Raw genomic sequence first — 23,137 nt, forward strand, 5'->3', positions numbered from 1 at the left:
ACGGCGTCCGCCGGACGACGGCACGCCAATTAGCCGAGCTGCTCGGCGAGCCAGCGCACCGCCATCGGGTAGCGGTACTCGATCCCGCCGTGGGTGCCCTCGAACAACTCGAAGTGGATCCGCTCGTCCGCGAGACCGGCCTCGCGGGCGGCCCGGTGGAACGCGGTGGCGCCGAGATCCAGGTAGTACTCGTCCTGCCGGCCGGCGTCGATCCAGACCGCGCGCAACGAGCGCAGCGCCTCGGCGTACTGCGGCTCCTTCACCATCTCGACCGGGTCGCGGGACAGCCAGCGCGCCCAGATGTCCGGGATGATCGCCCCGAGGTCGTCGAACGGCATCAGCACCGTGCCGTCGGGCTCGGCGGAGTACGCCGACGCATAGCCGTACATCTCCAGCAGGTGCAGGTCCTCGTTGGTGGTCCGGCCGGTCTTGGTCGCGAGCACCTCGAAGTACTTCTCGTAGCTGCCGTCGTACTTGTCCCGCAGCGTCCGCGCCCGCTCCGGGAACTCGGGCCGGTAGCAGACGTCGAAGAGCGCGTCACCGGCGTGCGTCGCGAGCGCCCCGAACACGTCCGGGCGCAGCAGCGGCGTCACCATCGCGGTGTAGCCGCCGCTCGACTTGCCGGTGACGGCGCGGTGGTCGCGGTCGGGGATCGTCCGGTACGTCGCGTCGACCCACGGCACGATCTCGTCGCACAGGTACGACTGGTACTGCCCGGTGCCGGGGGAGTCGAGGCACTGGCTACCGCCGTACTTCGTCCACGAGTCGACGAACACGACGACGGCGCGCGGCACGCTCTCGTCGGAGAACATCGCGTCCAGCAGCTCCGGGTACGGCTGCCGGAACGGGACCCGGTTGAACCACATGCCGACGTGGCCGGTGTAGCCCATCGTCACGTAGATCGCCGGGTACCGTTCGCCCGCGTTGTCCGGGTCGTCGTACCCCGGCGGCAGGTAGACCAGCACCGGACGCTCGTGCGGATCGCCCAGCGGGTTCCCGCGGAGCAACTCACTCGTGTACGTCGTCTGGTCCAGACGTCCCTTGAACTCGGCCGACCACGGCAGCATCGGTCCTCCACTCACATCGCATCGGGGGCCTCGATCCCCAGCAGGCCGAGTCCATCCTGCAACACCTTCCGGGTCGCGGTGCAGAGGGCGATCCGGCTTGCTCTGGTCTCGCCTTCGCTGCTCAGCACCGGGCACTGCTCGTAGAACACCGAGAGCGCCGAGGCGACGTCGTACAGATAGGTGCAGAGTCTGTGCGGCTGGAGTGTCTCGGCGACTTGTTCGACAACGGCGCCGAAGCCGGTGAGGAGGAGAGCGAGCCGCTGCTCGGCCGGGTCCTTCAGCTCGGTGACCTCACCTGATACGTCTGCTTTGGAGAGCAGTCTGGTGAGCCGGGCGTGGGCGTACTGCAGGTACGGGCCGGTGTTGCCGGTCATCGCGACCATCCGGTCCAGGTCGAACGCGTAGTCGTTGCCCCGGTCGCTCGACAGGTCGGCGTACTTGACCGCGCCGATGCCGACTGCCCTTGCGGTCGTGGCCCGGTCGACGCCCTCCCGTCCGTCCAGCAGTGCGTCGGCCCGGGCGACCGCGCTCTCGAGCAGGTCGACGAGCTTGACCGTGCCGCCTTCTCTTGTTTTGAGGGGTTTTCCGTTCGGTCCGAGGACGGTGCCGAACGAGACGTGCTCTGCGGGTACGTCGAGCCAGTGGGCGGTTCTCGCGAGGGTGAAGATCATGTCGAAATGCAGGGCCTGCCGGTGGTCGACGACGTAGACGATCCGGTCCGCCTTCAGGGTGCTCACCCGGTGACGTACGGCGGCGAGGTCCGTTGCGCTGTAGCCGAATCCGCCGTCGGACTTCCGGACGATCACCGGAAGCGGATCGCCGTCCCGGCCCTGGAACCCGGGGAGAAACGTGCACAGGGCGCCGTCGGACTCCGTCAGCAGACCCTGCTGATCCAGGTCGCTGACGACGTGCGGGAGGTCGTCGTTGTAGGCGCTCTCGCCGACGACGTCCTGTCTGGTCAGTGCGGAACCCAGCAACGCGTAGACCTGGTCGAAGTCGTCGAGGGACACGTCGACCATGTGCCGCCACATCGTCCGCGTCTCCGGATCACCCGACTGCAGCGCGACGACCCGCAGCCGCGACCTGTCGGCGAAGGCGCCGTCGGCGTCGAAGTGCTTCCGGCTCCGCTCGTACAGCTGCTGCAATCCCTGCAGATCAAGGGAATGCGCGGTGATCCCCTCGTCGAGCAACTGCTCGATCATCATCCCGTACTGCGTGCCCCAGTCGCCGACGTGGTTCTGCCGGATCACGTCGTACCCGACGAACTCGAGCACCTTGCACAGCGCGTCGCCGATCACCGTCGACCGGAGATGGCCGACGTGCATCTGCTTCGCGACGTTCGGCTGCGAGTAGTCGACGACGACCCGCCGGCCGTTGCTGCCGAAGGTCTCGGGCTCGTTGACCGCCCTGGCGAGCGTCTCGGGCAGCAACGTCAGATTGATGAATCCAGGTCCCGCGATCTGCGGCGGCCAGCAGAGGTCGTCGAGTTGCAGTTCGCCGATCAGACGCTCGGCGACCGACCGCGGCGGCAGGCCGAGGGCGTTGCCGATCCGCAGCGCGACATTGCTCTGGTAATGCCCGAACTCGGGCTTGGTCGCCGACCGCAACTCCGGGTCGTACGGCGTACCGAAGGCGGCCGCGGCGGCAGCGGACAGTCTCGTGGACAGGACAGGCAGAACTGCGGACATGACGTGGTCCTTCACCGAAGATGACGCGACTGGAACAGGCTGAGGTGTTCAGACAGTGCGTCGTCGTCGCAGGCTGAAGCGCACACGCGAGGTGTGGACAGGCTTCAGGCTGATCGACATGTCAGCCATTATGCACGAAGTACGCCGAGGGGGCCGGGGACCGGTCGGCCAACGGCGTGACCGCCGGGAGCTCGAGCTCGCCCAGGAACACCCGCCGGACGACGCGCTCGGCCGCGCGGCCGTCGTCGAACTCGCAGAACTTCTCCCGGAACAGGTGCCGGTGCTTGGCCGCCTCGGGCGCCGCGAACGTGCCGTTGCGCAGCGCGGTGAACAGCTCCTCGGCGGAGCGCGCGACAATGCCGGGCGGGAACTCGGCGACATCGAAGTACGTGTCGGTCCGGTCGTCATTGAGGAGCAGGATCGGCCGGTCGAGATTGGCGTAGTCGACGATGATCGACGAGTGGTCCGAGACCAGGACGTCAGCCGCCAGCATCAGGTCCTCGGCCCGGGACTGCTCCTCGATGCGGAGCACGCGGGTGTGCTCGCCGGCCGCGGTCGCCAGCCGGTCCGAATCAAGGCGCTCGTCGGACGCCGGCGCGTAGAGGATCACCAGGTGCGAGTCGTCGTAACCCAGTCCGGCGCGGATCGCACGGACCTCGTCGAGTGTCGCGGTCAGCAGCCGGTCGTTGCGCGGGTAGCCGTACTCGAGCTCCTCGAAGTACGAGGGGTAGATGCGCTCCCAGATCTCCGAGGAGTACCGGTTCGAGGACAGGTTGAAGTCCCAGCGGTCGACCGCGCGCATCAGCTCGTCCCTGCCCTCCACGGGCAACGCCGCCGTCGTCAGCGGCGTACCGTGCTGGGTCTGGAGGTGCACCTGGCCCTGGCGCTTGTCCAGGTCGTTGGGCCAGTTCGCGTCGCTGACGAAGTACGTCGCCTTGCCGAGCAGCTTCTCGTACGCCGGGGAGTCCGCGACGACGTACTCGACGCCCTCCGGGATCGCGCCGACGTGCTCCTCGTCGACGACCCAGACCCCGCGCAGCTGTGGCGCGAGCTCGGCCGCCTTCTCGCAGATCGCGCGCGGATTGCCGGCGTACTGCGTGCACCCGCCGGCGGCGTACGCGACCAGGTTCGGATCGAGCTTGCCGCGGCGCAGCAGCTTGCCGACCCGCTTGCGTGGGCTCGGGACCTGCAGCATCCGCGCGCTCAGCTTCAGCGTCGAGTAGGTCGCGTAGTCGTCGTGGATCAGCAGCCAGCGCTTGAACCCGCGGGCCGTCCGATCGGTGCTGTAGCCCTCGGGCTTCCACCGCTTGGCGAACGCGTGGGCGGCGTGGAAGAACTCGGCCCGGTCCTCGGTGTCGATCCGCTCGGGCTTGGCGAGCACGGCGAGGATGTGATCCAGCGACCGGTCGAAGGCGAACCGGCGCCAGCCGGCCAGGTCCGGGTCGGACTGGATGAACGCGTGCACCCGGTCGTACTGGTCGAAGATGTCCCACTGGCGGCGGCCGCTGGTGGCGTGGATGTTGCCGCCGGTCCGGTGCTGCCGGTAGTGCACGACGACCCGGTCCAGCGTCGCGATCCGCTCGGCGGTGAGCATCGTCGAGTAGGTCCACGGCGCGTCCTCGTAGAAGCCGCTGGTGAACGCGAAACCGTGCCGGGTCAGGAACTCCCGCCGGTGCGCCTTGTTCCAGACCACTTCGAGAAAGGTCAGGAAGATCGGCCGCTCGGCCGCCGTGAACACCCCGGCGCCCTCGCGCGCGAACGCGTCGTGCCGCTGGCTGCCGAGCACCCGGCCGTCCCAGTAGATCCGCTCGTAGTCGAACATCACGATGTCCGGCTGCCGCGCGTTGTCGATCCGGGTCGCGATCGCTTCCAGGGAGCCGGGCAGGTACTCGTCGTCGGCGTCCAGGAAGAGCACGTACTCGCCGCGGCACTCCTTCAGGCCGGCGTTGCGGGCCGGGCCGAGGCCGATGTTCTCCTCCAGGTGCAGCGCCCGGACGCGCGGGTCGGCGGCGGCGTATTCGTCCAGGATCCGTCCGGAGCCGTCCGGGTCCGCGTCGTCGACCCCGATCACCTCGAAATCGGTGAACGACTGACCGAGCACCGAGTCCAGGCACGGCCGCAACCACGCCCGCGAGCCATGGCAGGGGACCACGATGCTGAACCTGGGGACGGTGCCGAGCGCCATGCCTCCTCATCCTAGGGTGCAGGTATGAGTGTTGACGTGTTCGAGCCGTTGGGTGGTCTGGAGGGGGTCGGGTCGGCGGCCCGGGCGGCACGGGACGCGGTCGACGTCCTGCTCCGGGACCGGGGTCTGCGCCGGGTCGGTTCGGACATGACCGCGGAGGCGCTGCTGCGTGGTGCGCACGCGTCCGCCGCGCTGGCCGGCAGTACGGCGACACCGGACGACGTACGCCGGGGCACCGCCGACGGACTGGCCTCCGGCGCGGTCCGGCTGACCGGCGAACTGATGACGCTCGCTCCGCAGCTGGACAAAGCCTCGGTGCAGGTCTGGACCAGACTGCACCAGTTGGCCGCGGCCGATCTGCTCCCCGAAGACCAGTTGGGCCATCTCCGGACCAGTGCGGAACCCGTACCCGACGACATCCCCGGACTGCCGCCGGCCCCCGGCGCCGACGAGATGTGGGAGCGGTTGAGCGCTCTCGCGCAGAACCTCACCCGTCCGACGAAGGCGCCCGGCCTGGTCGTCGCGGCGATCGTGCACGCCGAACTCGCCGTGCTGCGCCCGTTCCCGGCCGCGAACGGACTGGTCGCCCGGGCCGCCGAGCGCTGCCTGTTGGTTGCCCGGGGCATCGACCCGGTCGCGGTCACGGTCCCTGAGGGTGGTCACTATGTGTTGCGAGCCAGCTATGCGTCCGGCCTCACCGACTACACAGCGCGAGGACTGACGGGTGTTCGTGATTGGCTGCTGCGGTCCTGCGAGGTCGTGACAAAAGGTGCCGAGCTCTCGCCGCTCGCCTCCTGAGCGCGTCCCGGATGCTCGGCCGACCGTGCGAACGGCGCTCTCCTGGGAGAACGCCGTCGCTGGCACGTTGCCCTGGTTACCATGCGTGCACCGGTTTGCCGCCACAGGACTGGCCTGGGTCGCGCTGCCCGTTTGGGATGGGCTGGTCGCCGCGTGGGTACCTGGGTTCCCGTGCAATCTCTACCGGACCCGAAGGTCCTTTGTTGATTCCTTTGTACTCCTGAAACCCCTTTCTGGGAAGGGGATGCGGCGTGCTTCATGGAGTTGAGAAGTATGAAGCCCGCTTCAGCTTTCAGCTCGCCCGGGACCGGCGGCGGGAGGCCAGCAGCAGCGCCCCGGCGGCGATCGCGGCGACCACCCCGGCCGCCAGTGCGGGGCGCCGTACGCCCTGGAATCCGATCCGCTCGGCCGGCTCGGCGAACTCCAGGATCGGCCAGCCGCGCTCGACCGCGACCCGGCGCAACGCCTTGTCCGGGTTGACCGCGTACGGGTGCCCGACGGCGGCCAGCAGCGGCTCGTCGGTGATCGAGTCCGAGTACCCGTAGGACGCGGCCAGGTCGTAACCCTCTGCCGCGGCCAGGGCCTGGATCGCGGTCGCCTTGTACGGACCGTACGCGTACTCGGCGATCTCGCCGGTGTACTTGCCGTCAGCAACTACCATCCGGGTCGCGATCACCCGGTCGGCGCCGAGCATCGCGCCGATCGGCTCCACCACCTCGGCGCCCGACGACGACACGATCACCACGTCCCGGCCGGCCGCGTGGTGCTGCTCGATCAGCTCCACCGCCTCGCTGTGAATCATCGGCCGGACGATGTGGTCCAGGGTGTCGGCGACGATCGCCTTCACCGTCGACACGTCCCAGCCGGTGCACATCGCGGAGATGTACTCCCGCATCCGCTCCATCTGGTCGTGGTCCGCGCCGCCGAGCAGGTAGACGAACTGGGCGTAGGCGCTGCGCAGCACGGTCCGCCGGTTGATCAGGCCGCCGGCGTAGAACGGCCGCGAGAAGGCCAGCGTGCTCGAGCGAGCCAGAATGGTCTTGTCCAGATCGAAGAAGGCCGCCGATCGAGCCGTCCCAGGGTGCGCCATGCAGTCGAGGATAGAGATCGGAGCGAAACGCCGGGGGACCCGGGCTTTTGTGTGGGCCGGTATCCCGTTAGACTGGTGAGCAGTGTGACAGTGACACTGGCTGGAAGCGCCCGATCGGGCGGGACCAGCGCCTGGGTGAAACATAATCGGTTGAAATCGAACTGAGATGTGTGAGGCCCGATCTCAGGGGGTACATACCCCCTGACAGTGGCAGACTGTCGCCTCCTGAACGGCCCCCGGCTCCTCCCCCCGAGCCCGTGGCCGAAGACGGCCCCCGGTCACCCCCCCGCCGGGGGCCGTCGCCTTTCCCGGCTCAGCCAAGTAAGCGTAAAGATTCTCGTTTTTCTGCGCGTGGGAGCGTTCTCACTTTATGTAGGGTCTTGACAATGTAATTGCGCGGTCACAGGTTGTAAGGCATGAAACCGCCTGCACACCGCCCCCAGGCAGCGGTCGTCATCAGCCTGCTCGTCGTAGTCATGGCCTTCCTGGTCCCCGGTCCCGCCTCCGCGGCCACCAACCTCGTCACGAACGCCGGCTTCGAGTCCGGCACGCTCTCCGGCTGGTCGTGCCCGGCCGGCAGCGTCACGACGACCGCCCCGCACTCCGGCTCGTACGCGCTGTCGGCGACGCCGAGCGGGAGCGACATCGGCCGGTGTTCCCAGTCGATAGCAGTCCAGCCCAATACGGCGTACACGCTCTCGGCGTGGGTCAAGGGCTCGAACGTCTACCTCGGAGTGGACGGTGGTCCTTCGACGTGGACGACCAGTTCCGGCTGGAGCCAGCTGACGGTGCGGTTCACCACTGGCGCCTCCAGCGCCGTCACGATCTATGTCCACAGTTGGTACGCGCTGCCGGCGTACCAGGTCGATGACGTCGTACTGGACGGGCCTGGCGGGACGCAGGACACCACGCCGCCGTCGACGCCCGGCGGCCTGACGGTCGGCAGTCCGACCTCGAGCTCGCTGGAGCTGACCTGGTCCGCGGCGTCCGACGCGAACGGCATCGACCACTACGACGTCGTCCGCGGTACCGGGGCGGCGCAGAGCGTCGGCAACGTGACCAGCTGGACCGCTACCGGGCTGAGCGCCTCCACCACGTACTCGTTCAAGGTGCGGGCGTGTGACCCGAGCGGCAACTGCTCGCCGTACGGCCCTGCGGTGTCCGGCACCACCTCCGAGGGCGGCACCAACCCGCCCGCTGCCCTCCCGGCCCATGTCCTCACCGGGTACTGGCAGAACTTCAACAACGGCGCGACGGTGCAGAAGATCTCCGACGTGCCGGCGGCGTACGACCTGATCGCGGTCGCCTTCGCGGACGCCGATCCGTCGAAGCCGGGCGGCATCACGTTCACGCTGGACAGCGCCGGGCTCGGCGGGTACACGGTCGCGCAGTTCAAGGCGGACATCGCCGCGAAGCAGGCGGCCGGCAAGAAGGTCATCCTGTCCGTCGGCGGCCAGAACGGCACCATCTCGGTGGCGGACCCGACGGCTGCGGCCAACTTCGCGTCGAGCGCGCTCTCGGTGCTGCGGACCTACGGGTTCGACGGAATCGACATCGACCTGGAGAACGGCGTCAACGCGCAGTACATGGGTCAGGCGCTGCACAGCCTGCAGAGCCAGTTCGGCAGCGGGCTGGTGATCACCATGGCGCCGCAGACGATCGACATGCAGAGCACGTCGTTCGAGTACTTCAAGCTCGCGCTGGCGATCAAGGACATCCTGACCATCGTCAACGTGCAGTACTACAACTCCGGCTCGATGAACGGCTGCGACGGCCAGGTGTACTCGCAGGGCTCGGTCGACTTCATCACCGCCCAGGCCTGCATCATGCTCCAGGGCGGCCTCCGCCCCGACCAGGTCGGTCTCGGCCTGCCGGCGTCGTCCAGGGCAGCCGGGAGTGGGTACGTCGCGCCGTCGGTCGTCAACAACGCACTGGACTGCCTGACCAAGGGCACCGGGTGCGGCAACTACAAGCCGAGCACTCCCTGGCCGTCGCTGCGCGGTGCGATGACCTGGTCGACCAACTGGGACGCGTCGAACGGCAACCAGTTCGCGACCCAGGTCGGCGGCCACGTGCACTCGCTGCCCTGATCATGCACAACTATCGACCGACTCCGTTGCTGGAGGCGCTCGGTGTCTGCTCGGAGGACGAGCAGCTCTACCGGGCGCTTCTGGCCCGCCCGGAGTCCACTGCGACCGAGCTGGCGTCGTACGTCGGCTGGCCGGCCAACCGCGTCGGCCGGCACCTGAAGTCGCTGCTGTCCCTCGGCCTGGCGTCCCGTACGCCAGGCCGTCCGGCCAGATACCTGCCCGCCGTACCGGAGGCCGCGGTCGAGTTGCTCGCGCTCCGGAAGCAGGCGGCGATCGTCGAGGCGCGGCTGGGCGCTGCGGTGCTGACGGCCGAGTTCCGGCAGCCGGACGCGTTCACGGTCATCCGTGGCGCCGAGGCGATCGCCCAGCGCTTCTACCAGGCACAGCAGTGTGCGCAGGACGAGGTGCTCGTGCTGGACCGCGTGCCGTACGTCGCCGTCCCGCGCGGGATCACCTACCGAGCGATCTACGACATGGACTCACTGTCCCAGCCGGGCGACCTGGCGGCCGCTCGCTCGTCCGGCTGCTGCCGGATGCTGCGCGACGTACCGCTGAAGCTGGTCGCCGTCGACCGCCGTACCGCTTTGCTGCCGACTGCTCCGGACGTCGTGGTGGAGCTCGGACAGTCAAGCCTGCTGGACGCACTGCTGCGCCTCTTCGACCTGCTGTGGCAGCAAGCCAGCCCGCTGACGCCGTCGGTGTCCTCGGATGGTCCGTTGACCTCGGAGGACCAGCAGTTGCTCTCGCTGGCCGCTGCCGGGCTGACGGATCAAGCCATCGCCCGCCGACTGGGGGTTGCCCAACGCACAGTAGAACGCCGCATGCAGCGCATCCTGAAAGCGCTGGATGCGACCACACGCTTCCAGGCAGGACTCCGAGCCGGCCAGCAAGGACTACTGGTCTAATCGGTCACGTCAGCCACGGTGGCGTTGAGAGCCTTGGCGAGTGCCCCGGCGTCGACGGTGATCCCGACGCCGTGGTCACCGCCGCCGATCGAGATCGTGCCGGTGATCCGCTCGTCGGCGATCACCGGCCAGGCGTGCGTGCTCCCGAGCGGCGTGATCGTCCCTCGGACGTAGCCGGTGACGTCGAACGCGGTGTCCTTGTCCGGCATCGAGATCCGGTTCACGCCGAGCAGCGTGCGCAGCTTCGGCCACGCGATCTCCCGGTCGCCCGGCACCAGCACGAACCGGTAGTCGTCGTCGGACAGCCGGACGACGATCGTCTTGATCAGCCGCGCCGGCTCGATCCCGCGGGCCGCCGCGGCCTCCTCCAGCGAGTTCACCCGGCCGTGTCTGGTCACCTCGTAGGTGAGTCCCAACTGGTCGGCAGCATCCGTGGCTCTGGTCACCGGATCAGTTTTGCACCCGGCTGGGAACGTTCCGGAGCAGGGCGGCGAGGATCAACGTGACGAGGAACAGCGCCCCGGCCTCCCCGGCGACTCCGGTCCACTCGGCGTGGCTCCACGCCGTACCGGCCAGGCCGCCGAAGACCGAGGACCCCAGGTAGAACGCGAAGAGGTACATGCTCGACGCCTGCCCCGTTCCGACTCCGCTCGCGTGCGCCCTCGCCGGGACCCAGCCGCTGGCCACGCCGTGCACCGCGAAGAAGCCCGCAGTCATCACAGCCAGCCCCAGGATGATGAGCGGTAGCGGCGCGGCCAGGGTGATCGCCACGCCGGCCAGAGTGATCAGACACCCGACCGGCACCACCTTGCGCCTGCCGTAGCGATCCGCCAACGTTCCGGCCGTGGCTGACCCGGCTGAGCCGAGCAGATAGACACAGAACACCAGCCCGGCCGCGCCGGCGCTCAGCTCGTACGGCGAGCCGGACAGGCGGAAGACGGCTCCGTTGTAGACGGCGACGAACGCGCCCACCGCCGTCGCAGCGATCCCGTACAGCGCCAGCAACGCTGGGTCCCGCAGTACGCGGAAGAGGTCATGTGGTCGCGCAGCGGTCGGATGGAAGTTCCGTGACGCCGGCAGCAGCAGCCACACGACACCAGCGCAGAGTACGCCGACCAGGGCGATCCCGCCGGTCGCGAAGCGCCATCCGCCGAGGTCGGACAACCCGCCTGCGATGAGACGTCCCGCCATACCGCCGACGGCCGTACCGGCGATGTAGAGGCCACTGGCGCGTGCGTGGCTGTCTTGGTGCACCTCTTCCCGCAGATACGCCATGGCGACGGCTGGAAGGCCGGCCATCGCGATTCCCTGCAGACCGCGCAAGGCCAGCAACAGGTGCCAGGTCGGCGCGAATGCGCTGAGCAGCGCGAAGACCGACGTTGCGGCGACCGACCAGCGCATCAGGTTGGTCCGGCCGAGGACCTCGGATGCCGGACCGGCGATCAGCAACGCGAGGCCCAGACCGAACGTCGCGAACGAGACGCTGAAGGCGCTCTGGCTGGGGGAGATATGGAAGGCGTCGACGAGCTCCGGCAGCAGCGGTTGGGTGCTGTAGAGCAGTGCGAATGTCGCCAAACCGGCCGCGAACAGTGCGACGGAGAGCTTGCGGTACTCCGGGTCGCCGGGCAGGTACCCGGTCTGGTGGGCGACGGACTGGTGCATGTCTTCGACGGTCGCACGGGATTTCCGATACGTAAAATGTTGATCCCAGCAGCAATCGATACGATTTCAGTATGCATGTCGAAGATTTGCGGTGGTTCGCCGTGCTGGCGGAGACCGAGCACCTGACCGAGGCGGCCGCCGCGCTGGGCACCAGTCAGCCGAACCTGTCCCGGTCGCTGCAGCGGGTCGAACGCGCGTTCGGCGTACCGCTGTTCGAGCGGGAGCGTCGCGGCGTACGGCTCAATCCCTACGGCCGCCTCGTGCTCGATGCCGCGCGGGCCGGAGTCACAGCGGTCGACACGGCGAAGCGACAGATCGACGCTCTGCTCGATCCGGAGTCCGGCACCGTGCGGCTGGCGTTTCTGCACTCGGTCGCGACCAGCTTGATGCCTGACCTGCTGAAGGCCTTCCGGGCGGTGGCGCCGCGCGTCGAGTTCCAGTTGCGGCAGGAGCCCGCGCACGACATCGTCCAGGACCTGGAGACGGGTGAGGCGGAGATCGCGATCGTCGCGCCGCGGCCGGACCCGTCACGCTTCGGGTGGTATCTCCTCGAGCGGCAGCGGCTCTGTCTGCACGTACCGCCCGGGCATGCGCTGGCGGCTCGGCATCGGGTGGAGTTGGAGGCGGCGCGGGACGAGGCGTTCGTCGGGCTGCAGCCGGGCTTCGGTTTCCGGCGGGTGACCGACCGGCTGTGTCGTGAGGCGGGGTTCAGCCCGCAGTTGGCGTTCGAGGCGACCGACCTCGCGACGATCGACAGTCTGGTCGGTGCCGGGCTCGGTGTGGCGATCCTGCCGGCCGGCGCGGTGCGCGGGAACGACAGCGGGGCGGTGTCCGTGCCGCTGGCCGGCGTACGGTCGCGACGGGAGATCGGGATGTCGTGGCGGCTGAGCGCGCCGTTGACGCCTGCGGCGGAGCGATTCCGGGCGTTCGTACGGTCCCGTCCGGTGACGACGAGTTGACTGTGACTTCCGTAGCCTTCGTTCCATTTTCTAGGTCTCGACTTGCAGAGAGAGGGCTTTCCCCCGCACCCTTACGTGCGTGAGGAAGCGTCTGGGTTCTTTCCGGCCGAGTCGCCGGCTGCTGTTCGCGGCCGGGACCGCGGCGGCTGCGTCGACGGTTGCCGCCGGCACGGCCGAGGCCACTCCGGGCTCCCCGGCGGCAGCCACCGCCGGACTGCTCTCACTCGGCGCCTACGGCTCCGGCGTGCTCGGCGCCTGGGAGCGCCAGGCGCGCGCGATCTCGAACGAAGGACAGATCCGCCGCACCCGGGAGACCGACGGCGTCTTCATGTTCGGCGACAGCATCGGCGTGCAGGACGGCCCGGCGCTCGCCCGGCAGCTGAACCAGCTCGGCATCACCATCGCCGTCCACAACTGGGCCGGCCGCCCGGTGACGCCGGCCGTCGACGCGCTGGACACCTGGGCGCAGGAGTACGGTCTGCCGCACCGGATCCTGATGTCGGTCGGGTCCAACGACATCTTCACGCCGCCGGCCGTCGAGGCGCAGGTCGACCGGACCATGAGCATCGTCGGCGACGAGCGGATCGTCTACTGGGTCAACGTGCAGGCGGCTCGTACCGCGCACGGCCCGGACGTGAAGGTCGCCGACCAGCGCAACAGCGCCTGGATCAACCTGCAGCTCGCCGACGCGCAGCGGCGCTACGACAACCTGCGCATCGTGCACTGGGCCGAGCACCTGGCCTCCAGCCCGAACCGGCTGGCCCGGCTGCTCCGCGACGGTCTGCACCCGTCGGTCCCGCTCGGGCAGAACGCCCGCAACGGCCTGATCATCGAGGCGATCAAGGCCGGCTGAGTGCGGCCTGCCGGCCGCACTCAGCCTCGAGGTCAGAAGCCTGCCGTGATGCGGGTGAAGTCCCAGTCACCCTGGGCGATGCCACTGCAGTTGGACACCACGCCGCCGCCGGCGCAGCCGCGGTCGCGGTTGACCGACCAGAACGCCAGCCGGCCGAGCCCGTTGCTCTTCGCCCAGTTGGTGATGTTCTGCCAGGTCGCGGTGGTGGTCATCTCCTGCTGGTCGGACAGACCGTTCATGCCGGAGATGCCCTGGTGCGCGTAGGCCTGCGCCGTGGTCCAGCCGAAGACGGACTTCAGCTTGTTGTTCAGCCCCTGGGACGCGCCGACCGTGTCGTTGTAGATGTTCGAGCTGCCGAAGTCGAACGGCATCAGCGTGAAGATGTCGATGTTCGCGCCGAGCGCCGCGGACCGCTCGACGAGGCGGTTGCCCCAGTAGTTCGGGCCGGTCGTCGACGTACCGAAGGTCAGGATCGTCGTGATGCCGGGGTTGTTCTGCTTGACGATCTTCAGCGCGTTCAGGATGCGGTCCTGGACGACCTCGCTCTCGAACTCGTCGGAGTTCTCGATGTCGATGTCGATCGCCTTCAGGCCGTACGCGTTGATGACCTGCTGGTACGCGCCGGCCAGCGCCTCGGGCGTGCTGCAGTTCGGGCCGAGCTTGTTCCCGCTCCAGCCGCCGATCGACGGCACGATGTCGCCGCCGGCGGCGCGGATCTGGGCGATCGCGTTGGCGTCGGCGCTGCCCTGCAGCGGGCGGCTGCCGTCCCAGGCCGGGTTGCAGCCGCCGGACGACAGGATGAACGCCATCGTGAACCACTTGATGCCGGTCGCGTTCATCACCGTCGCCGGGTTCGGCGGGTCGCCCCAGCCCATGTACAGGTACGGCGCGGCCTGCTTGGTTCCGGTGTTTCCGCCGCCGGTGCCGGTCTTGACCGAGATGGTGCCGCTCTTCGGTCCCTCACCGGCGCTGTTCGACGCGCTGACCTGGTAGCTGTACGTCGTGTTCGCGGTCAGCCCCGAGTCTGTGTACGACGTACCGGTCGGGCTGCCGACCTTCGTACCGTTGCGGTAGACGTTGTAGCTGGTCGCACCCGACGCGGCCGACCACATCAGGCTCACCGACGACGCTGTCGACGTACCGGACAGACCTGTGGGCGCGGCCGGGACAGTACCGCCACCACCGCCCGAGCACGAGCCGCCGTTCAGCCGGCAGGCGGCGAGGCCGGGGAAGTTGCCCGGGCTGCCGTTGAAGCCGAAGCTTGCAGTTGCGCCTGGGACGAGCGGTCCGGCCCAGCTGGGCGGGGTGAACGTGTGCGTTTGGCCGCTGCTGGTGTGGTTGGCGTCCCAGGTGGAGCTGACCGTGTAGCCGGACGGGAAGTCCAGTGCGACCGACCAGGTGCTGAGAGAGCTCGTGGTGCCGTTGGTGATGGTCACCTTGCCCTCGAAGCCAGTGCCCCAGTCGGAGACTTTGGTGAAGGTGGCAGTGACACCTGCCGCGTTGGCTGCCTGTGCGGTCAGCAGAGCGATGACTACCGCGGTGATGGCCGCGATCGCCAGAGAGATGCGTTTCATGATGCTCCGATCAGTGGGCGGTACGTGATCAGACCCGTCCCCAGAGTGCGGGGACGTTCGGCGGCTCCCAGCCGGTCAGGGACGTGTGGCCCTGGATGCACTTGTAGGTGACACCGGCGTAGGTCACGAGCGCACCGGTCGCGTACGCCGTGTTGGGCGCCCACGGCGTAGCCGTCGGGGGCGTGGGAGTCGGCGTCGGCGTGGGAGTCGGGGTGGGGGTCGGGGTGGGGGTCGGTGTCGGGGTGGGCGTAGGAGTCGGGGTGGGCGTAGGAGTCGGGGTGGGCGTGGGGGTGGGCGTAGGTCCGCCGGAGCAGCCCGCGGTGCCGGCGTTGACCGCGTCGACCACGTTGTTGAAGAGGGTGACGCTGGGGTCGAGTGCCTCGAGCGAATACATCATTGCGCCGGCCAGCCCGTTGCAGTGCTGGTAGTCGGCCTTGGCCTTGATCGACTGGGCGTTGTCACCGGACCAGAACGTGCCGTTGCTGTAGAACCACGACGACTTGGTGGTGTCGTCGAAGTACGTCGCCGACGGGTTGTCGACGAAGCCGGTGAGCTCTTTGTAGAACGAGACGCCCGGCACGTTGCCGCTCAGCGCGTGCCCGTCGGCCGGTCCGGTCGCGCTCTGGTACTTGCCGTTCGCCGTGGCCGGGACACCCTTCCATCCCCTGTAGTAGAAGGGATATCCGATGCTCAGCTTGTTCGCCGGGAATCCGCCCGGGATGCCGTACGCCGCGTCGCCGGTGGTCCAGGCCTTCACCGCGGAGTCGATCGAGTACTTGCCTTGGCCCGGCGGGATCGGGTTGCTCGGATCGTTCGGCGCCGTGTACAGCGGGTCCTGGAAGTTCGTCGGCCCGGTGGCCTCCCAGCCGCCGTGCATGTCGTACGTCATCACGTTGTTGTAGTCGAGGTACTGCCCGATCTTGTTCGTCTCGATCGTGGCGATCTTGTCCTGGCCGGCCGGCGTTGCGGCGGTCAGGTAGTACCGCTTCCCGGTCTGGCTACCGTACGCGTCGAGCTGCGCGCGGAACTCGGCCAGCAACAGCGTGAAGTTCTGTTTGTCGGCCGGGCTGTAGTGGTTGCCGACGTGACCGTTCGGCGAGCCCGGGTACTCCCAGTCGATGTCGACGCCGTCGAAGATGCCGGCCGCCGAACCGGGACCGCCGAAGCCGTCGATGACCGGCAGGTCGCCCTTGAGGAACATGTTCACGCAGGAGCTGACGAAAGCCTTGCGCTTGGTGTCGGTGGAGGCCGCGTCGGAGAAGTACTTCGAGTACGTCCAGCCGCCGATCGAGATCAGGATCTTCAGGTTCGGGTACTTCGCCTTGAGCTTCTTGAGCTGGTTGAAGTTGCCCTGGATCGGCTGGTTCCACACGTCGCCGACACCGTCGACGCTGATGTCCGCGCCGTACGACTTGCCGTAGTCGGCGAACGCGTCACCCGCGCCGTCACCGGCGTTCGGGTTGTTCTCGTCCTGCGACGCGGCCTTGTTGGCCATGAAGCAGGTGTGGTTGACCGGGTCGATGTTGGCGAACGCGTAGTTCAGGAAGCCGAGCTTCGCGCCGACCCCGGTGGTGACCATGTTCTTCGGGTAGAAGCCGTTGGCGTAGATCCCCCACTGGGTGAAGTACGCCGTCTTGACGCCGCCGCTGGTCGCCTGTGGCGCCGCGGTGGCTGCGTCGGCCGTCGTGGCGTCCGGACTCGCGAGCGAGACGCCGGCGGCGGTGATCAGGGCGGTGGCCGCGACGGCGGCCGTGGCGGCGAGCGTGCGTAATCGACTCATCAGGTTCCTCCGGAGCGATGGGACGGAAGCGGTCCGGTGAAATTTAGTTAAAGACGCTTCGAAAGGAACCGTAACCGTTCCCGGCGGGTTGGTCGCGGGCTCGTCGTGGCGGGTTCCCGCTGCTGACGGAAACCCGACAACTCTTTGTCCACAGGGATCCGGTGCCGTTCCCGGAAGCCGCCGGACAACGGCATGTTCTAGTTATGGACACGAACTCACCACCCCCATCGGTGCTGATGGCAACCACCAACGAGACCCTGCTCGACGACCTGCTCCGGCTCGCCGCGGCCGCATCCGTCACGCCCTTGGTCGAGGCGCACCTGCCCGGCCTGCGACGCAGTTGGCACACCTGCTCCCTGGTCGTCGTCGGCCGCGACCTCGCCGAGCCGCTGGCCCGCGTCCAGCCCGCGCACCGGCCCGGGGTCGTCGTGGTCGGCTCGACCGCGGACGGCGACGACCTCTACCGGTGCGCGTTCGACGTCGGCGCCGATGCGGTCTGCCGTTTGCCCGACGACGAGCCGTTGCTGGCCGGCAAGCTGTCCGACACCTTGGATGGTGGCACTCGCGCCGCTGTCACCCTGGCGTTCGTCGGCGGCTGCGGGGGAGCGGGTTCGACCACGCTTGCCGCCGCGGTGGCCGTCCTCGGCAACCGACGCGGGCTCCGGACGATGCTGATCGACGGCGATCCGCTCGGCGGCGGGATCGAGCTCGCCCTCGGTATCGAGCGCGACCCGGGGGACCGCTGGCCCAAACTGCTGAACGCAGCGGGCCGGATCAGTGCGGCCGCGCTCCGCTCCGCACTCCCTTCGGTCGACGGCCTGTCGGTCCTGTCCTGGGACCGGTCCGACGTCACCGTCCTGCCCCCGGACACGATGAGCTCGGTGATCGGCGCTGCCCAGCGCAGCACCGATCTGGTCGTCCTCGACCTGCCTCGCCGCGCGGATCCGGCCGTAGAGGAAGGCTTCGTCCGCTCCACCGCCACCCTGCTCGTCGTGCCGTGCGACGTCCGTTCGGTCGCCGCAGCCAAACGCCTCGCGGGCCCACTCCGGGCCGTCGCCGGCGACCTCCGCGTGGTCGCGCGCGACTCCCGCCCCGGTCCCTCCGCCGCCGATGTCGCGGCGCACCTCGAGTTGCCCTTGGCAACCAAGCTCGGAGTCGACCGCAGCCTGCCCGCCGCGATGGACGACGGCCACTTCCCACTCCACACCCGAAGCCCGCTCACTCGCGCCGCCGACACCCTGCTGGACCTGTTCACTCCACTCGATCCGCCCGTTCTGACCAGGCAGGTGCCCACATGACCACGACGGTTGTGCCCGCAGACCTACTCGACCGCGTCCGCGGCACTCTCGCACTCACCGGCGCGGAGCCGACGCCCGTTCACGTCGCGGCAGCCCTCCGCGCCGACGGCACCGTCTGCGGCGACTCGATGGTCCTCGCGGTCGTCACCGCCCTCCGCCGGGAGGCCCTCGGCGCCGGACCACTCGACAGCCTGCTCGCCGAGCCCGGCGTGACCGACATCCTCGTCAACGGCCCGGACGAGGTCTACATCGACCGCGGCCGGGGACTCGAGTTCGTAGCGATCCGCACCGGCGACGAGCCGGCCATCCGCCGCCTCGCCACCCGCCTCGCCGCCGCGGCCGGCCGCCGTCTCGACGACTCCACGCCGTACGTCGATGTGCGCCTCGCCGACGGCACCCGCTTCCACGCCGTCCTCGCCCCGGTCGCGGCCCCGGGCACGTGCCTGTCCCTCCGTGTCCCGTCACGCAAGGTCTTCACCCTCGACGACTTGGTGGCCGCAGGCGCCCTCCCGCAAGCAGGCGCCGCAATCCTCCAGGACCTGCTCGACTCCCGCTTGGCCTTCCTCATCAGCGGCGGCACCGGCACCGGCAAGACCACGCTGCTCAATTCCCTGCTGTCCTTGGCGAATCCCGCCGAACGCCTCGTCCTGGTCGAGGACGCCAACGAACTCCGCCCCGACCACCCGCACGTGGTCCGCCTGGAAGCCCGCCCACCCAACATCGAAGGCACCGGCGAGATCTCCCTCCGCGACCTGGTCCGCCAGGCCCTCCGCATGCGCCCCGACCGCCTGGTCGTCGGCGAGGTCCGAGGCCCTGAAGTAGTAGACCTCCTGACCGCTCTCAACACCGGCCACGAAGGCGGCTGCGGCACCATCCACGCCAACTCCGCCGCCGACGTCCCCGCCCGCCTGGAAGCCCTAGGTGCCCTAGCAGGCCTGACCCCCTCCGCCATCCACAGCCAAGCAGCCTCAGCCCTACACGCAGTAATCCACCTAACCCGATCCCCCAACGGCCACCGCCGAATCACCGAAATCCACACCCTCACCAAACCCCCGAACGCCCCCTTAACCACCCACCCCGCCGTCACCTTCCACCCCAACAACACCCTCACCCTCCACCCCCCATCCCACCGCTTCACCCCCAAACCCCCAACAACCCCACCCCCCACTCCCACACCCGCCACCCACTCGGCACTCACACTTACCCCCACACCCCGCCCCCTGCTCAGCACTCACGCCTACCCCCAGCCCGGCGCCCACTCCTACCACCGGCTCTCCCGTCCCGCCGGCCAACGGCACAGCTCTGACACCCGGTGCAACTCTCACGCCCGCGTCCGATGCAGCCCGCATGCCCGCCGCTGGCGCCGTTCCCCCGCCCGCCACCGGCGCCCTCCCCGCTCCCGTTCCCGCACCCACCTCTGACTCCGGCCCCGGGTATGCCACCGACGCCGCTCCCGCGCCTGCTGTCGGCTCGGGTGTCACGTCTGCCTTCGGCTCGCCTCTCGCGCCTGCATCCGGCTCTGCTCCCGCGCCTGCTGTCGGCTCGGGTGTCACGTCTGCCTCCGGTCTCGCGCCCGCGCCCGGCTCCGCTCTCACACCTGCCGCCGATGCCGTTCCCGCTCCCGCGCCCAGCCCGTTCCCCACGCCCGCACCCGTCTCGGTCCCAATGCCCGCCCCCGGCTCCGTTCCCGCGCCCGCTGCCGGTGCCGCATGACCCCAGCTCTCCTCGCCGCCCTCCTGGCCCTCCTCACCTGCACCCTCGCTCTGCCACCCCGCCCACCAGGCCTCCACCGTCTGACAACCCGCACCACCCCGCCCACCCGGCGACCGCCCACCCCAGCGAACCCCCACCCCCAACCGCCCCACGCTCAATTGCCAGGCGTCCAACCGACCAGCCTCGAACCGACCGCCCTCCGGCCGCCGAGCCGCCACCTCCGATCCCGCCTGCCCCGAGCCTGGCTCCTCGCCCCACCAACTGCCCTGGCCACCGCCCTCTTCGGCCCCCAAGCCCTCGTCTCAACCCTCGCGATCGCCGTCATCCTGGCCCTGACAGCCAACCAACGCGCCCACCATCAACAGCAGAAACTCATCGCAGCCCGCCGCACCACCATCATCGAAGCCCTCGACGTACTCGCCGCCGACCTAACAGCCGGCCGCCCACCCATAGCCGCCCTGGAAGGCGCCGCCTCCATCAGCCCAGACTTCGAATTCGCCCACGCCGCAGCCAAACTCGGTGCCGACGTCCCCACCGCCCTCACCCGAGCAGCCACCACCCCTGGCGCCTCCAGCCTCCGAGCCTTAGCCGCAGCCTGGCGCGTCACCGAACAATCCGGCGCCGCCTTCGCCACCCTCACCGAACGCCTCGCCGACTCCCTCCGCGCCGACGAATCCATCCACCGCCAAACCCAATCCAGCCTCGCCGGCGCCCGCTCCACCGCCCGAATCCTCGCCGTCCTCCCGGCATTCGGCATAACCATCGGCTACCTCCTGGGCGCCGACCCCCTCACCTTCCTAACCACCACCCCACCAGGCTGGCTCTGCCTACTAACAGGCCTCGCCCTAACCACCACCGGCCTCCACTGGACCACCCGAATCTCCACCCCTCACCCCTGACCCGCACCCCCCACCTGCCTGCCCAATCCCGCCCAGCCTGACCTGGCCAATCCCGCCAGGCCTGACTGGCGCGACTCCGTCCGGGCCGACTTGGCCAGTCCCGGCAGGCCCGACCTGCGCCAATCCCGCCGGGGCTGACCCGCGTGACTCGCGCCGGGGCTGATCTGCGCGGCTCCCGCCAAGACTGCCCCCGGTCCATCCCACCGGGCCGGCCTGCCTGACTCTCCCCACCGATGACCTGTGCGACTCCCAGTAGGGCTGAGCTGCCCCACTCTCAGTAGGGCTGACCTGCGCACTCGCACCGCACCTGACCTACGGCGTTCCCACCCCACCTGGCCACCTCCCGCCGCTTCGCCTCACCTGAGCTGCAGCAGTCGCACCCCCACCCGACTGCAGCACCGACGCTGCACCTCGCCTGCTTTCGCCGCCCCCCAACATTCACCTCACCCAAGCACTCCCTGCCCAACTCACTCCCGCTCCCTCGAGACCTCGCATGCCCCACATCCTGGCCGCCGCAGCGGCCATTGCCATCAGCATCTATCTCCTGACCCCGCCCCACCCCAACCTCCGCCGCCTAACCCCACCCCGCCCCCGATCCCGCCTCCAACCCCCGCGATCGCACCGCCTGGCCGCAGTCGGCGCAGCCTTAGCCGCCCTCACCATCCTCGGCCTCCCGTGGGGCCTAATCCCAAGCGCAATCGCGTACTACGCCATCCCCCGAGCCCTGTCCCGCCTCGAACCAGCCACCACCAGACAACGCAACGCCCGCATAGCCCACGACCTCCCCCTCGCGATCGACCTCCTGACCGCCTGCCTCCGAGCCGGCCGCCCACCCCAACAAGCCCTCGCCCTCGTAGCCGAAGCCCTACCCGGCCCCCTGGCCGACGTCTTCACGAAGATCGCCCACCACCTCGCATTGGGCGCCGACCCAACCACCGCCTGGTCCCACCTACGAGCCGAACCATCCTGCGCCCCAATGGCCCGAGCCATCTCCCGCTCACTCCGCTCCGGTGCCCCACTCTCCAAAACCCTCGACCACCTCGCGGACGAAACTCGCCGCGCCCATCACCACCTCGCCGACCAACAAGCTCGAGCCGCAGAATCCCGAGCCACTCTGCCCCTAGGCCTGTGCTTCCTCCCCGCCTTCGTCCTCCTCTCCATCGTCCCCACAATCGCCGACGCCCTCGTCCCGTACCTCCTCCACCCCTGACCACACCACCCGCCCCGTATCCACAACCCAAAACTCCTGTGAAAAAAGGACATCCAACAACGGCACCTTTACCAACGACCCCTCGCACCACCCCCAGCCCGCTCCCGCAGGAGGCCCAATGCCCAAGGCATCAGCAGCCACCAGCAACCGCCCCCACCCCACCGCTCACCAAGCCCCAACAGCTGATCCGGAGCTCGATCGCAATACGCCGAAGAGCGCGACCGTCTGCGTCGGCGATCACGCCCGCAGCCACACCCGCCGCGAAGGCACCTCGCGCGATGAGGTCTGCCGAGTCCCCGCCAAGGCGATCCGACGCCTCCACGGCAACCCCATCCGCCATCTCCGACCCCACGCAGAACGCGGAGCCATCACAGCCGAGTACGCCGTAGCCATCGTCGCGGCCTGCGGCCTCGGCGGCGTACTGGTCGCCCTCCTCAGATCCCCAGCGATGCAAGGCGCCCTCAAAGCCATCATCAACTACGGCCTGAAGATCGCCGGCGTAGAAGGCGTACACATCTGACCCAACCGAGCCCACCCGCCTGATGTTCAATCACCCACCGAGCAGAACCTTCCTAGCCCGAGCTCGGCAACGCGTGCTCAACAGCCAGCCCGCCAGGCGGCCAACCGCCCGGCCCTAGCAAGCAATCTCACCAACGCGTTCCACCCTCGATCCGGCGGCCGGTCGATGCCCCCCTCCTCGACCGGCCGCCACCCCAAGGAGTCTCATGCCCCATCACCCAGACTCTTCCGCCCCAGCCCCAGCCAAATCCGCTGCCGCCCACTCCGACCGCGCCACCCGCGCAGGCCGCGCACCCGCAAGACGCGCCGACGGTGCCACCCGGGCCATCCGCGCCGACAGTGGCAGCTTGGCCTATCGCGCCGGCCGGGCCGATCGTGTCGACCGTGTCTGCCGCGTTGCCCGCTCCGGCTGTGCCGAATATGCCGGCTGCGCCGATCGTGCCACCCGCGTCACCGGCGCAACCCGCGCCGAATGTGCCGACGGTGCCGACCGTGGCGACTGTGTTAGCAGTGCCGACCGCGCCGACCGTGGCGACTGTGTTAGCAGTGCCGACCGTGCCGACCGTGCCGACCGTGCCGACCGTGCCGACCGTGCCGACCGTGCCGACCGTGCCGACCGTGCCGACCGTGGCGACTGTGTTAGCTGTGCCGACCGTGCAGGCTGTGCCGACCATGCAGGCTGCGCCGACCCTGCCAGCTGCGCCGACCGTGCCAGCCGTGCCGACCGTGCTGGCGGCGCCGGCGGTGCCGACCGTGCCGGGGTTGGCAGATGTGTTGACCGGGTCAGGCGGGTGGTCCTGTTCGATCGCGTCACTTGGTTTAGCTACACCGTCGACCGCGTTGACGG

Annotated in this window: 18 protein-coding genes; 10 read left to right on the plus strand and 8 right to left on the minus strand. The window is 69.2% G+C overall.

Annotation, left to right across the window (positions count from 1 at the left end; genetic code table 11):
• Nucleotides 1-29: 29 nt before the first annotated feature.
• The 3 genes from AB0L64_RS04500 to AB0L64_RS04510 all read right to left on the minus strand — a co-directional run bounded on the left by AB0L64_RS04500 (nucleotide 30) and on the right by AB0L64_RS04510 (nucleotide 4,940).
• On the minus strand, nucleotides 30-1,067 hold the full coding sequence (locus AB0L64_RS04500; protein ID WP_363707624.1) for an alpha/beta hydrolase-fold protein: 1,038 nt from the start codon (nucleotides 1,065-1,067) through the stop codon (nucleotides 30-32).
• An 11-nt stretch (nucleotides 1,068-1,078) separates the two neighbouring features.
• Nucleotides 1,079-2,743, minus strand: coding sequence for an arginine--tRNA ligase (gene argS, locus AB0L64_RS04505; RefSeq protein ID WP_363708090.1), 1,665 nt, complete (start codon nucleotides 2,741-2,743; stop codon nucleotides 1,079-1,081).
• A 133-nt stretch (nucleotides 2,744-2,876) separates the two neighbouring features.
• Entirely contained in the window at nucleotides 2,877-4,940 is a 2,064-nt protein-coding gene (locus tag AB0L64_RS04510; RefSeq protein ID WP_363707626.1) for a CDP-glycerol glycerophosphotransferase family protein, read from the minus strand.
• A 24-nt stretch (nucleotides 4,941-4,964) separates the two neighbouring features.
• Here AB0L64_RS04510 and AB0L64_RS04515 point away from each other — a divergent pair, with 24 nt between their 5' ends.
• On the plus strand, nucleotides 4,965-5,738 hold the full coding sequence (locus tag AB0L64_RS04515; protein ID WP_363707628.1) for a cell filamentation protein Fic: 774 nt from the start codon (nucleotides 4,965-4,967) through the stop codon (nucleotides 5,736-5,738).
• Between the two features lie 292 nt (nucleotides 5,739-6,030).
• Here the strand turns inward: AB0L64_RS04515 and AB0L64_RS04520 are convergent, their stop codons facing one another.
• Nucleotides 6,031-6,828, minus strand: coding sequence for an HAD-IB family hydrolase (locus AB0L64_RS04520; RefSeq protein ID WP_363707630.1), 798 nt, complete (start codon nucleotides 6,826-6,828; stop codon nucleotides 6,031-6,033).
• 416 nt (nucleotides 6,829-7,244) lie between these two features.
• Here AB0L64_RS04520 and AB0L64_RS04525 point away from each other — a divergent pair, with 416 nt between their 5' ends.
• Together AB0L64_RS04525 and AB0L64_RS04530 are read left to right on the plus strand one after the other, a co-directional pair.
• Complete coding sequence (locus tag AB0L64_RS04525; RefSeq protein ID WP_363707632.1) at nucleotides 7,245-8,918, plus strand: glycoside hydrolase family 18 protein; 1,674 nt, start codon at nucleotides 7,245-7,247, stop codon at nucleotides 8,916-8,918.
• Nucleotides 8,919-8,920: 2 nt separating this feature from the next.
• Nucleotides 8,921-9,823, plus strand: coding sequence for a helix-turn-helix domain-containing protein (locus AB0L64_RS04530; protein ID WP_363707634.1), 903 nt, complete (start codon nucleotides 8,921-8,923; stop codon nucleotides 9,821-9,823).
• Here AB0L64_RS04530 and AB0L64_RS04535 read toward each other — a convergent pair.
• The gene (locus tag AB0L64_RS04535; RefSeq protein ID WP_363707636.1) at nucleotides 9,820-10,269 is read right to left on the minus strand and encodes a YbaK/EbsC family protein; all 450 of its coding nucleotides are present in this window, start codon (nucleotides 10,267-10,269) and stop codon (nucleotides 9,820-9,822) included. The genes AB0L64_RS04530 and AB0L64_RS04535 overlap by 4 nt on opposite strands.
• A gap of 4 nt (nucleotides 10,270-10,273) precedes the next feature.
• Nucleotides 10,274-11,485: an MFS transporter gene (locus AB0L64_RS04540; protein ID WP_363707638.1), complete on the minus strand. Its 1,212-nt coding sequence runs from the start codon at nucleotides 11,483-11,485 to the stop codon at nucleotides 10,274-10,276.
• Between the two features lie 71 nt (nucleotides 11,486-11,556).
• Here AB0L64_RS04540 and AB0L64_RS04545 point away from each other — a divergent pair, with 71 nt between their 5' ends.
• Together AB0L64_RS04545 and AB0L64_RS04550 are read left to right on the plus strand one after the other, a co-directional pair.
• Nucleotides 11,557-12,444 carry a LysR family transcriptional regulator gene (locus AB0L64_RS04545; protein ID WP_363707640.1) on the plus strand — a complete coding sequence of 296 codons (888 nt, stop codon included), beginning with the start codon at nucleotides 11,557-11,559 and terminating at the stop codon, nucleotides 12,442-12,444.
• Between the two features lie 79 nt (nucleotides 12,445-12,523).
• A complete protein-coding gene (locus AB0L64_RS04550) occupies nucleotides 12,524-13,297 on the plus strand; it encodes a hypothetical protein (protein WP_359941079.1) in 774 nt (257 codons plus the stop codon).
• Nucleotides 13,298-13,329: 32 nt separating this feature from the next.
• On the opposite strand, the gene AB0L64_RS04555 is transcribed toward AB0L64_RS04550, so the two are convergent.
• Both AB0L64_RS04555 and AB0L64_RS04560 read right to left on the minus strand, forming a co-directional pair.
• Nucleotides 13,330-14,871: a cellulose binding domain-containing protein gene (locus AB0L64_RS04555; protein WP_363707643.1), complete on the minus strand. Its 1,542-nt coding sequence runs from the start codon at nucleotides 14,869-14,871 to the stop codon at nucleotides 13,330-13,332.
• Between the two features lie 28 nt (nucleotides 14,872-14,899).
• Complete coding sequence (locus tag AB0L64_RS04560) at nucleotides 14,900-16,651, minus strand: glycosyl hydrolase family 18 protein (protein ID WP_363707645.1); 1,752 nt, start codon at nucleotides 16,649-16,651, stop codon at nucleotides 14,900-14,902.
• Nucleotides 16,652-16,854: 203 nt separating this feature from the next.
• Between AB0L64_RS04560 and ssd the strand changes: the two genes are divergently transcribed.
• The 5 genes from ssd to AB0L64_RS04585 all read left to right on the plus strand — a co-directional run bounded on the left by ssd (nucleotide 16,855) and on the right by AB0L64_RS04585 (nucleotide 22,291).
• A complete protein-coding gene (gene ssd, locus AB0L64_RS04565) occupies nucleotides 16,855-17,949 on the plus strand; it encodes a septum site-determining protein Ssd (RefSeq protein WP_363707647.1) in 1,095 nt (364 codons plus the stop codon).
• Nucleotides 17,946-19,370 carry a TadA family conjugal transfer-associated ATPase gene (locus AB0L64_RS04570; protein ID WP_363707649.1) on the plus strand — a complete coding sequence of 475 codons (1,425 nt, stop codon included), beginning with the start codon at nucleotides 17,946-17,948 and terminating at the stop codon, nucleotides 19,368-19,370. The genes ssd and AB0L64_RS04570 overlap by 4 nt, the downstream gene beginning before the upstream one ends.
• A 450-nt stretch (nucleotides 19,371-19,820) precedes the next feature.
• Entirely contained in the window at nucleotides 19,821-20,561 is a 741-nt protein-coding gene (locus AB0L64_RS04575) for a type II secretion system F family protein (RefSeq protein ID WP_363707651.1), read from the plus strand.
• A gap of 493 nt (nucleotides 20,562-21,054) precedes the next feature.
• Nucleotides 21,055-21,771: a type II secretion system F family protein gene (locus tag AB0L64_RS04580; protein WP_363707653.1), complete on the plus strand. Its 717-nt coding sequence runs from the start codon at nucleotides 21,055-21,057 to the stop codon at nucleotides 21,769-21,771.
• A gap of 118 nt (nucleotides 21,772-21,889) precedes the next feature.
• Nucleotides 21,890-22,291 (plus strand): DUF4244 domain-containing protein, encoded by a 402-nt coding sequence (locus tag AB0L64_RS04585; RefSeq protein ID WP_363707655.1) that lies wholly within the window; start codon nucleotides 21,890-21,892, stop codon nucleotides 22,289-22,291.
• Nucleotides 22,292-23,137 lie beyond the last annotated feature (846 nt).

It is taken from the genome of Kribbella sp. NPDC051936, from assembly GCF_040680955.1.
Lineage (GTDB): Bacteria > Actinomycetota > Actinomycetes > Propionibacteriales > Kribbellaceae > Kribbella.

Excerpts from the sequence above, each read along its gene's own strand:
- AB0L64_RS04500 (WP_363707624.1), bottom strand. The coding sequence starts at position 1,067 with ATGCTGCCGTGGTCGGCCGAGTTCAAGGGACGTCTGGACCAGACGACG.
- AB0L64_RS04510 (WP_363707626.1), bottom strand. The coding sequence starts at position 4,940 with ATGGCGCTCGGCACCGTCCCCAGGTTCAGCATCGTGGTCCCCTGCCAT.
- AB0L64_RS04515 (WP_363707628.1), top strand. The coding sequence starts at position 4,965 with ATGAGTGTTGACGTGTTCGAGCCGTTGGGTGGTCTGGAGGGGGTCGGG.
- AB0L64_RS04520 (WP_363707630.1), bottom strand. The coding sequence starts at position 6,828 with ATGGCGCACCCTGGGACGGCTCGATCGGCGGCCTTCTTCGATCTGGAC.
- AB0L64_RS04525 (WP_363707632.1), top strand. The coding sequence starts at position 7,245 with ATGAAACCGCCTGCACACCGCCCCCAGGCAGCGGTCGTCATCAGCCTG.
- AB0L64_RS04530 (WP_363707634.1), top strand. The coding sequence starts at position 8,921 with ATGCACAACTATCGACCGACTCCGTTGCTGGAGGCGCTCGGTGTCTGC.
- AB0L64_RS04540 (WP_363707638.1), bottom strand. The coding sequence starts at position 11,485 with ATGCACCAGTCCGTCGCCCACCAGACCGGGTACCTGCCCGGCGACCCG.
- AB0L64_RS04545 (WP_363707640.1), top strand. The coding sequence starts at position 11,557 with ATGCATGTCGAAGATTTGCGGTGGTTCGCCGTGCTGGCGGAGACCGAG.
- AB0L64_RS04555 (WP_363707643.1), bottom strand. The coding sequence starts at position 14,871 with ATGAAACGCATCTCTCTGGCGATCGCGGCCATCACCGCGGTAGTCATC.
- AB0L64_RS04560 (WP_363707645.1), bottom strand. The coding sequence starts at position 16,651 with ATGAGTCGATTACGCACGCTCGCCGCCACGGCCGCCGTCGCGGCCACC.
- ssd (WP_363707647.1), top strand. The coding sequence starts at position 16,855 with ATGGACACGAACTCACCACCCCCATCGGTGCTGATGGCAACCACCAAC.
- AB0L64_RS04570 (WP_363707649.1), top strand. The coding sequence starts at position 17,946 with ATGACCACGACGGTTGTGCCCGCAGACCTACTCGACCGCGTCCGCGGC.
- AB0L64_RS04580 (WP_363707653.1), top strand. The coding sequence starts at position 21,055 with ATGCCCCACATCCTGGCCGCCGCAGCGGCCATTGCCATCAGCATCTAT.
- AB0L64_RS04585 (WP_363707655.1), top strand. The coding sequence starts at position 21,890 with ATGCCCAAGGCATCAGCAGCCACCAGCAACCGCCCCCACCCCACCGCT.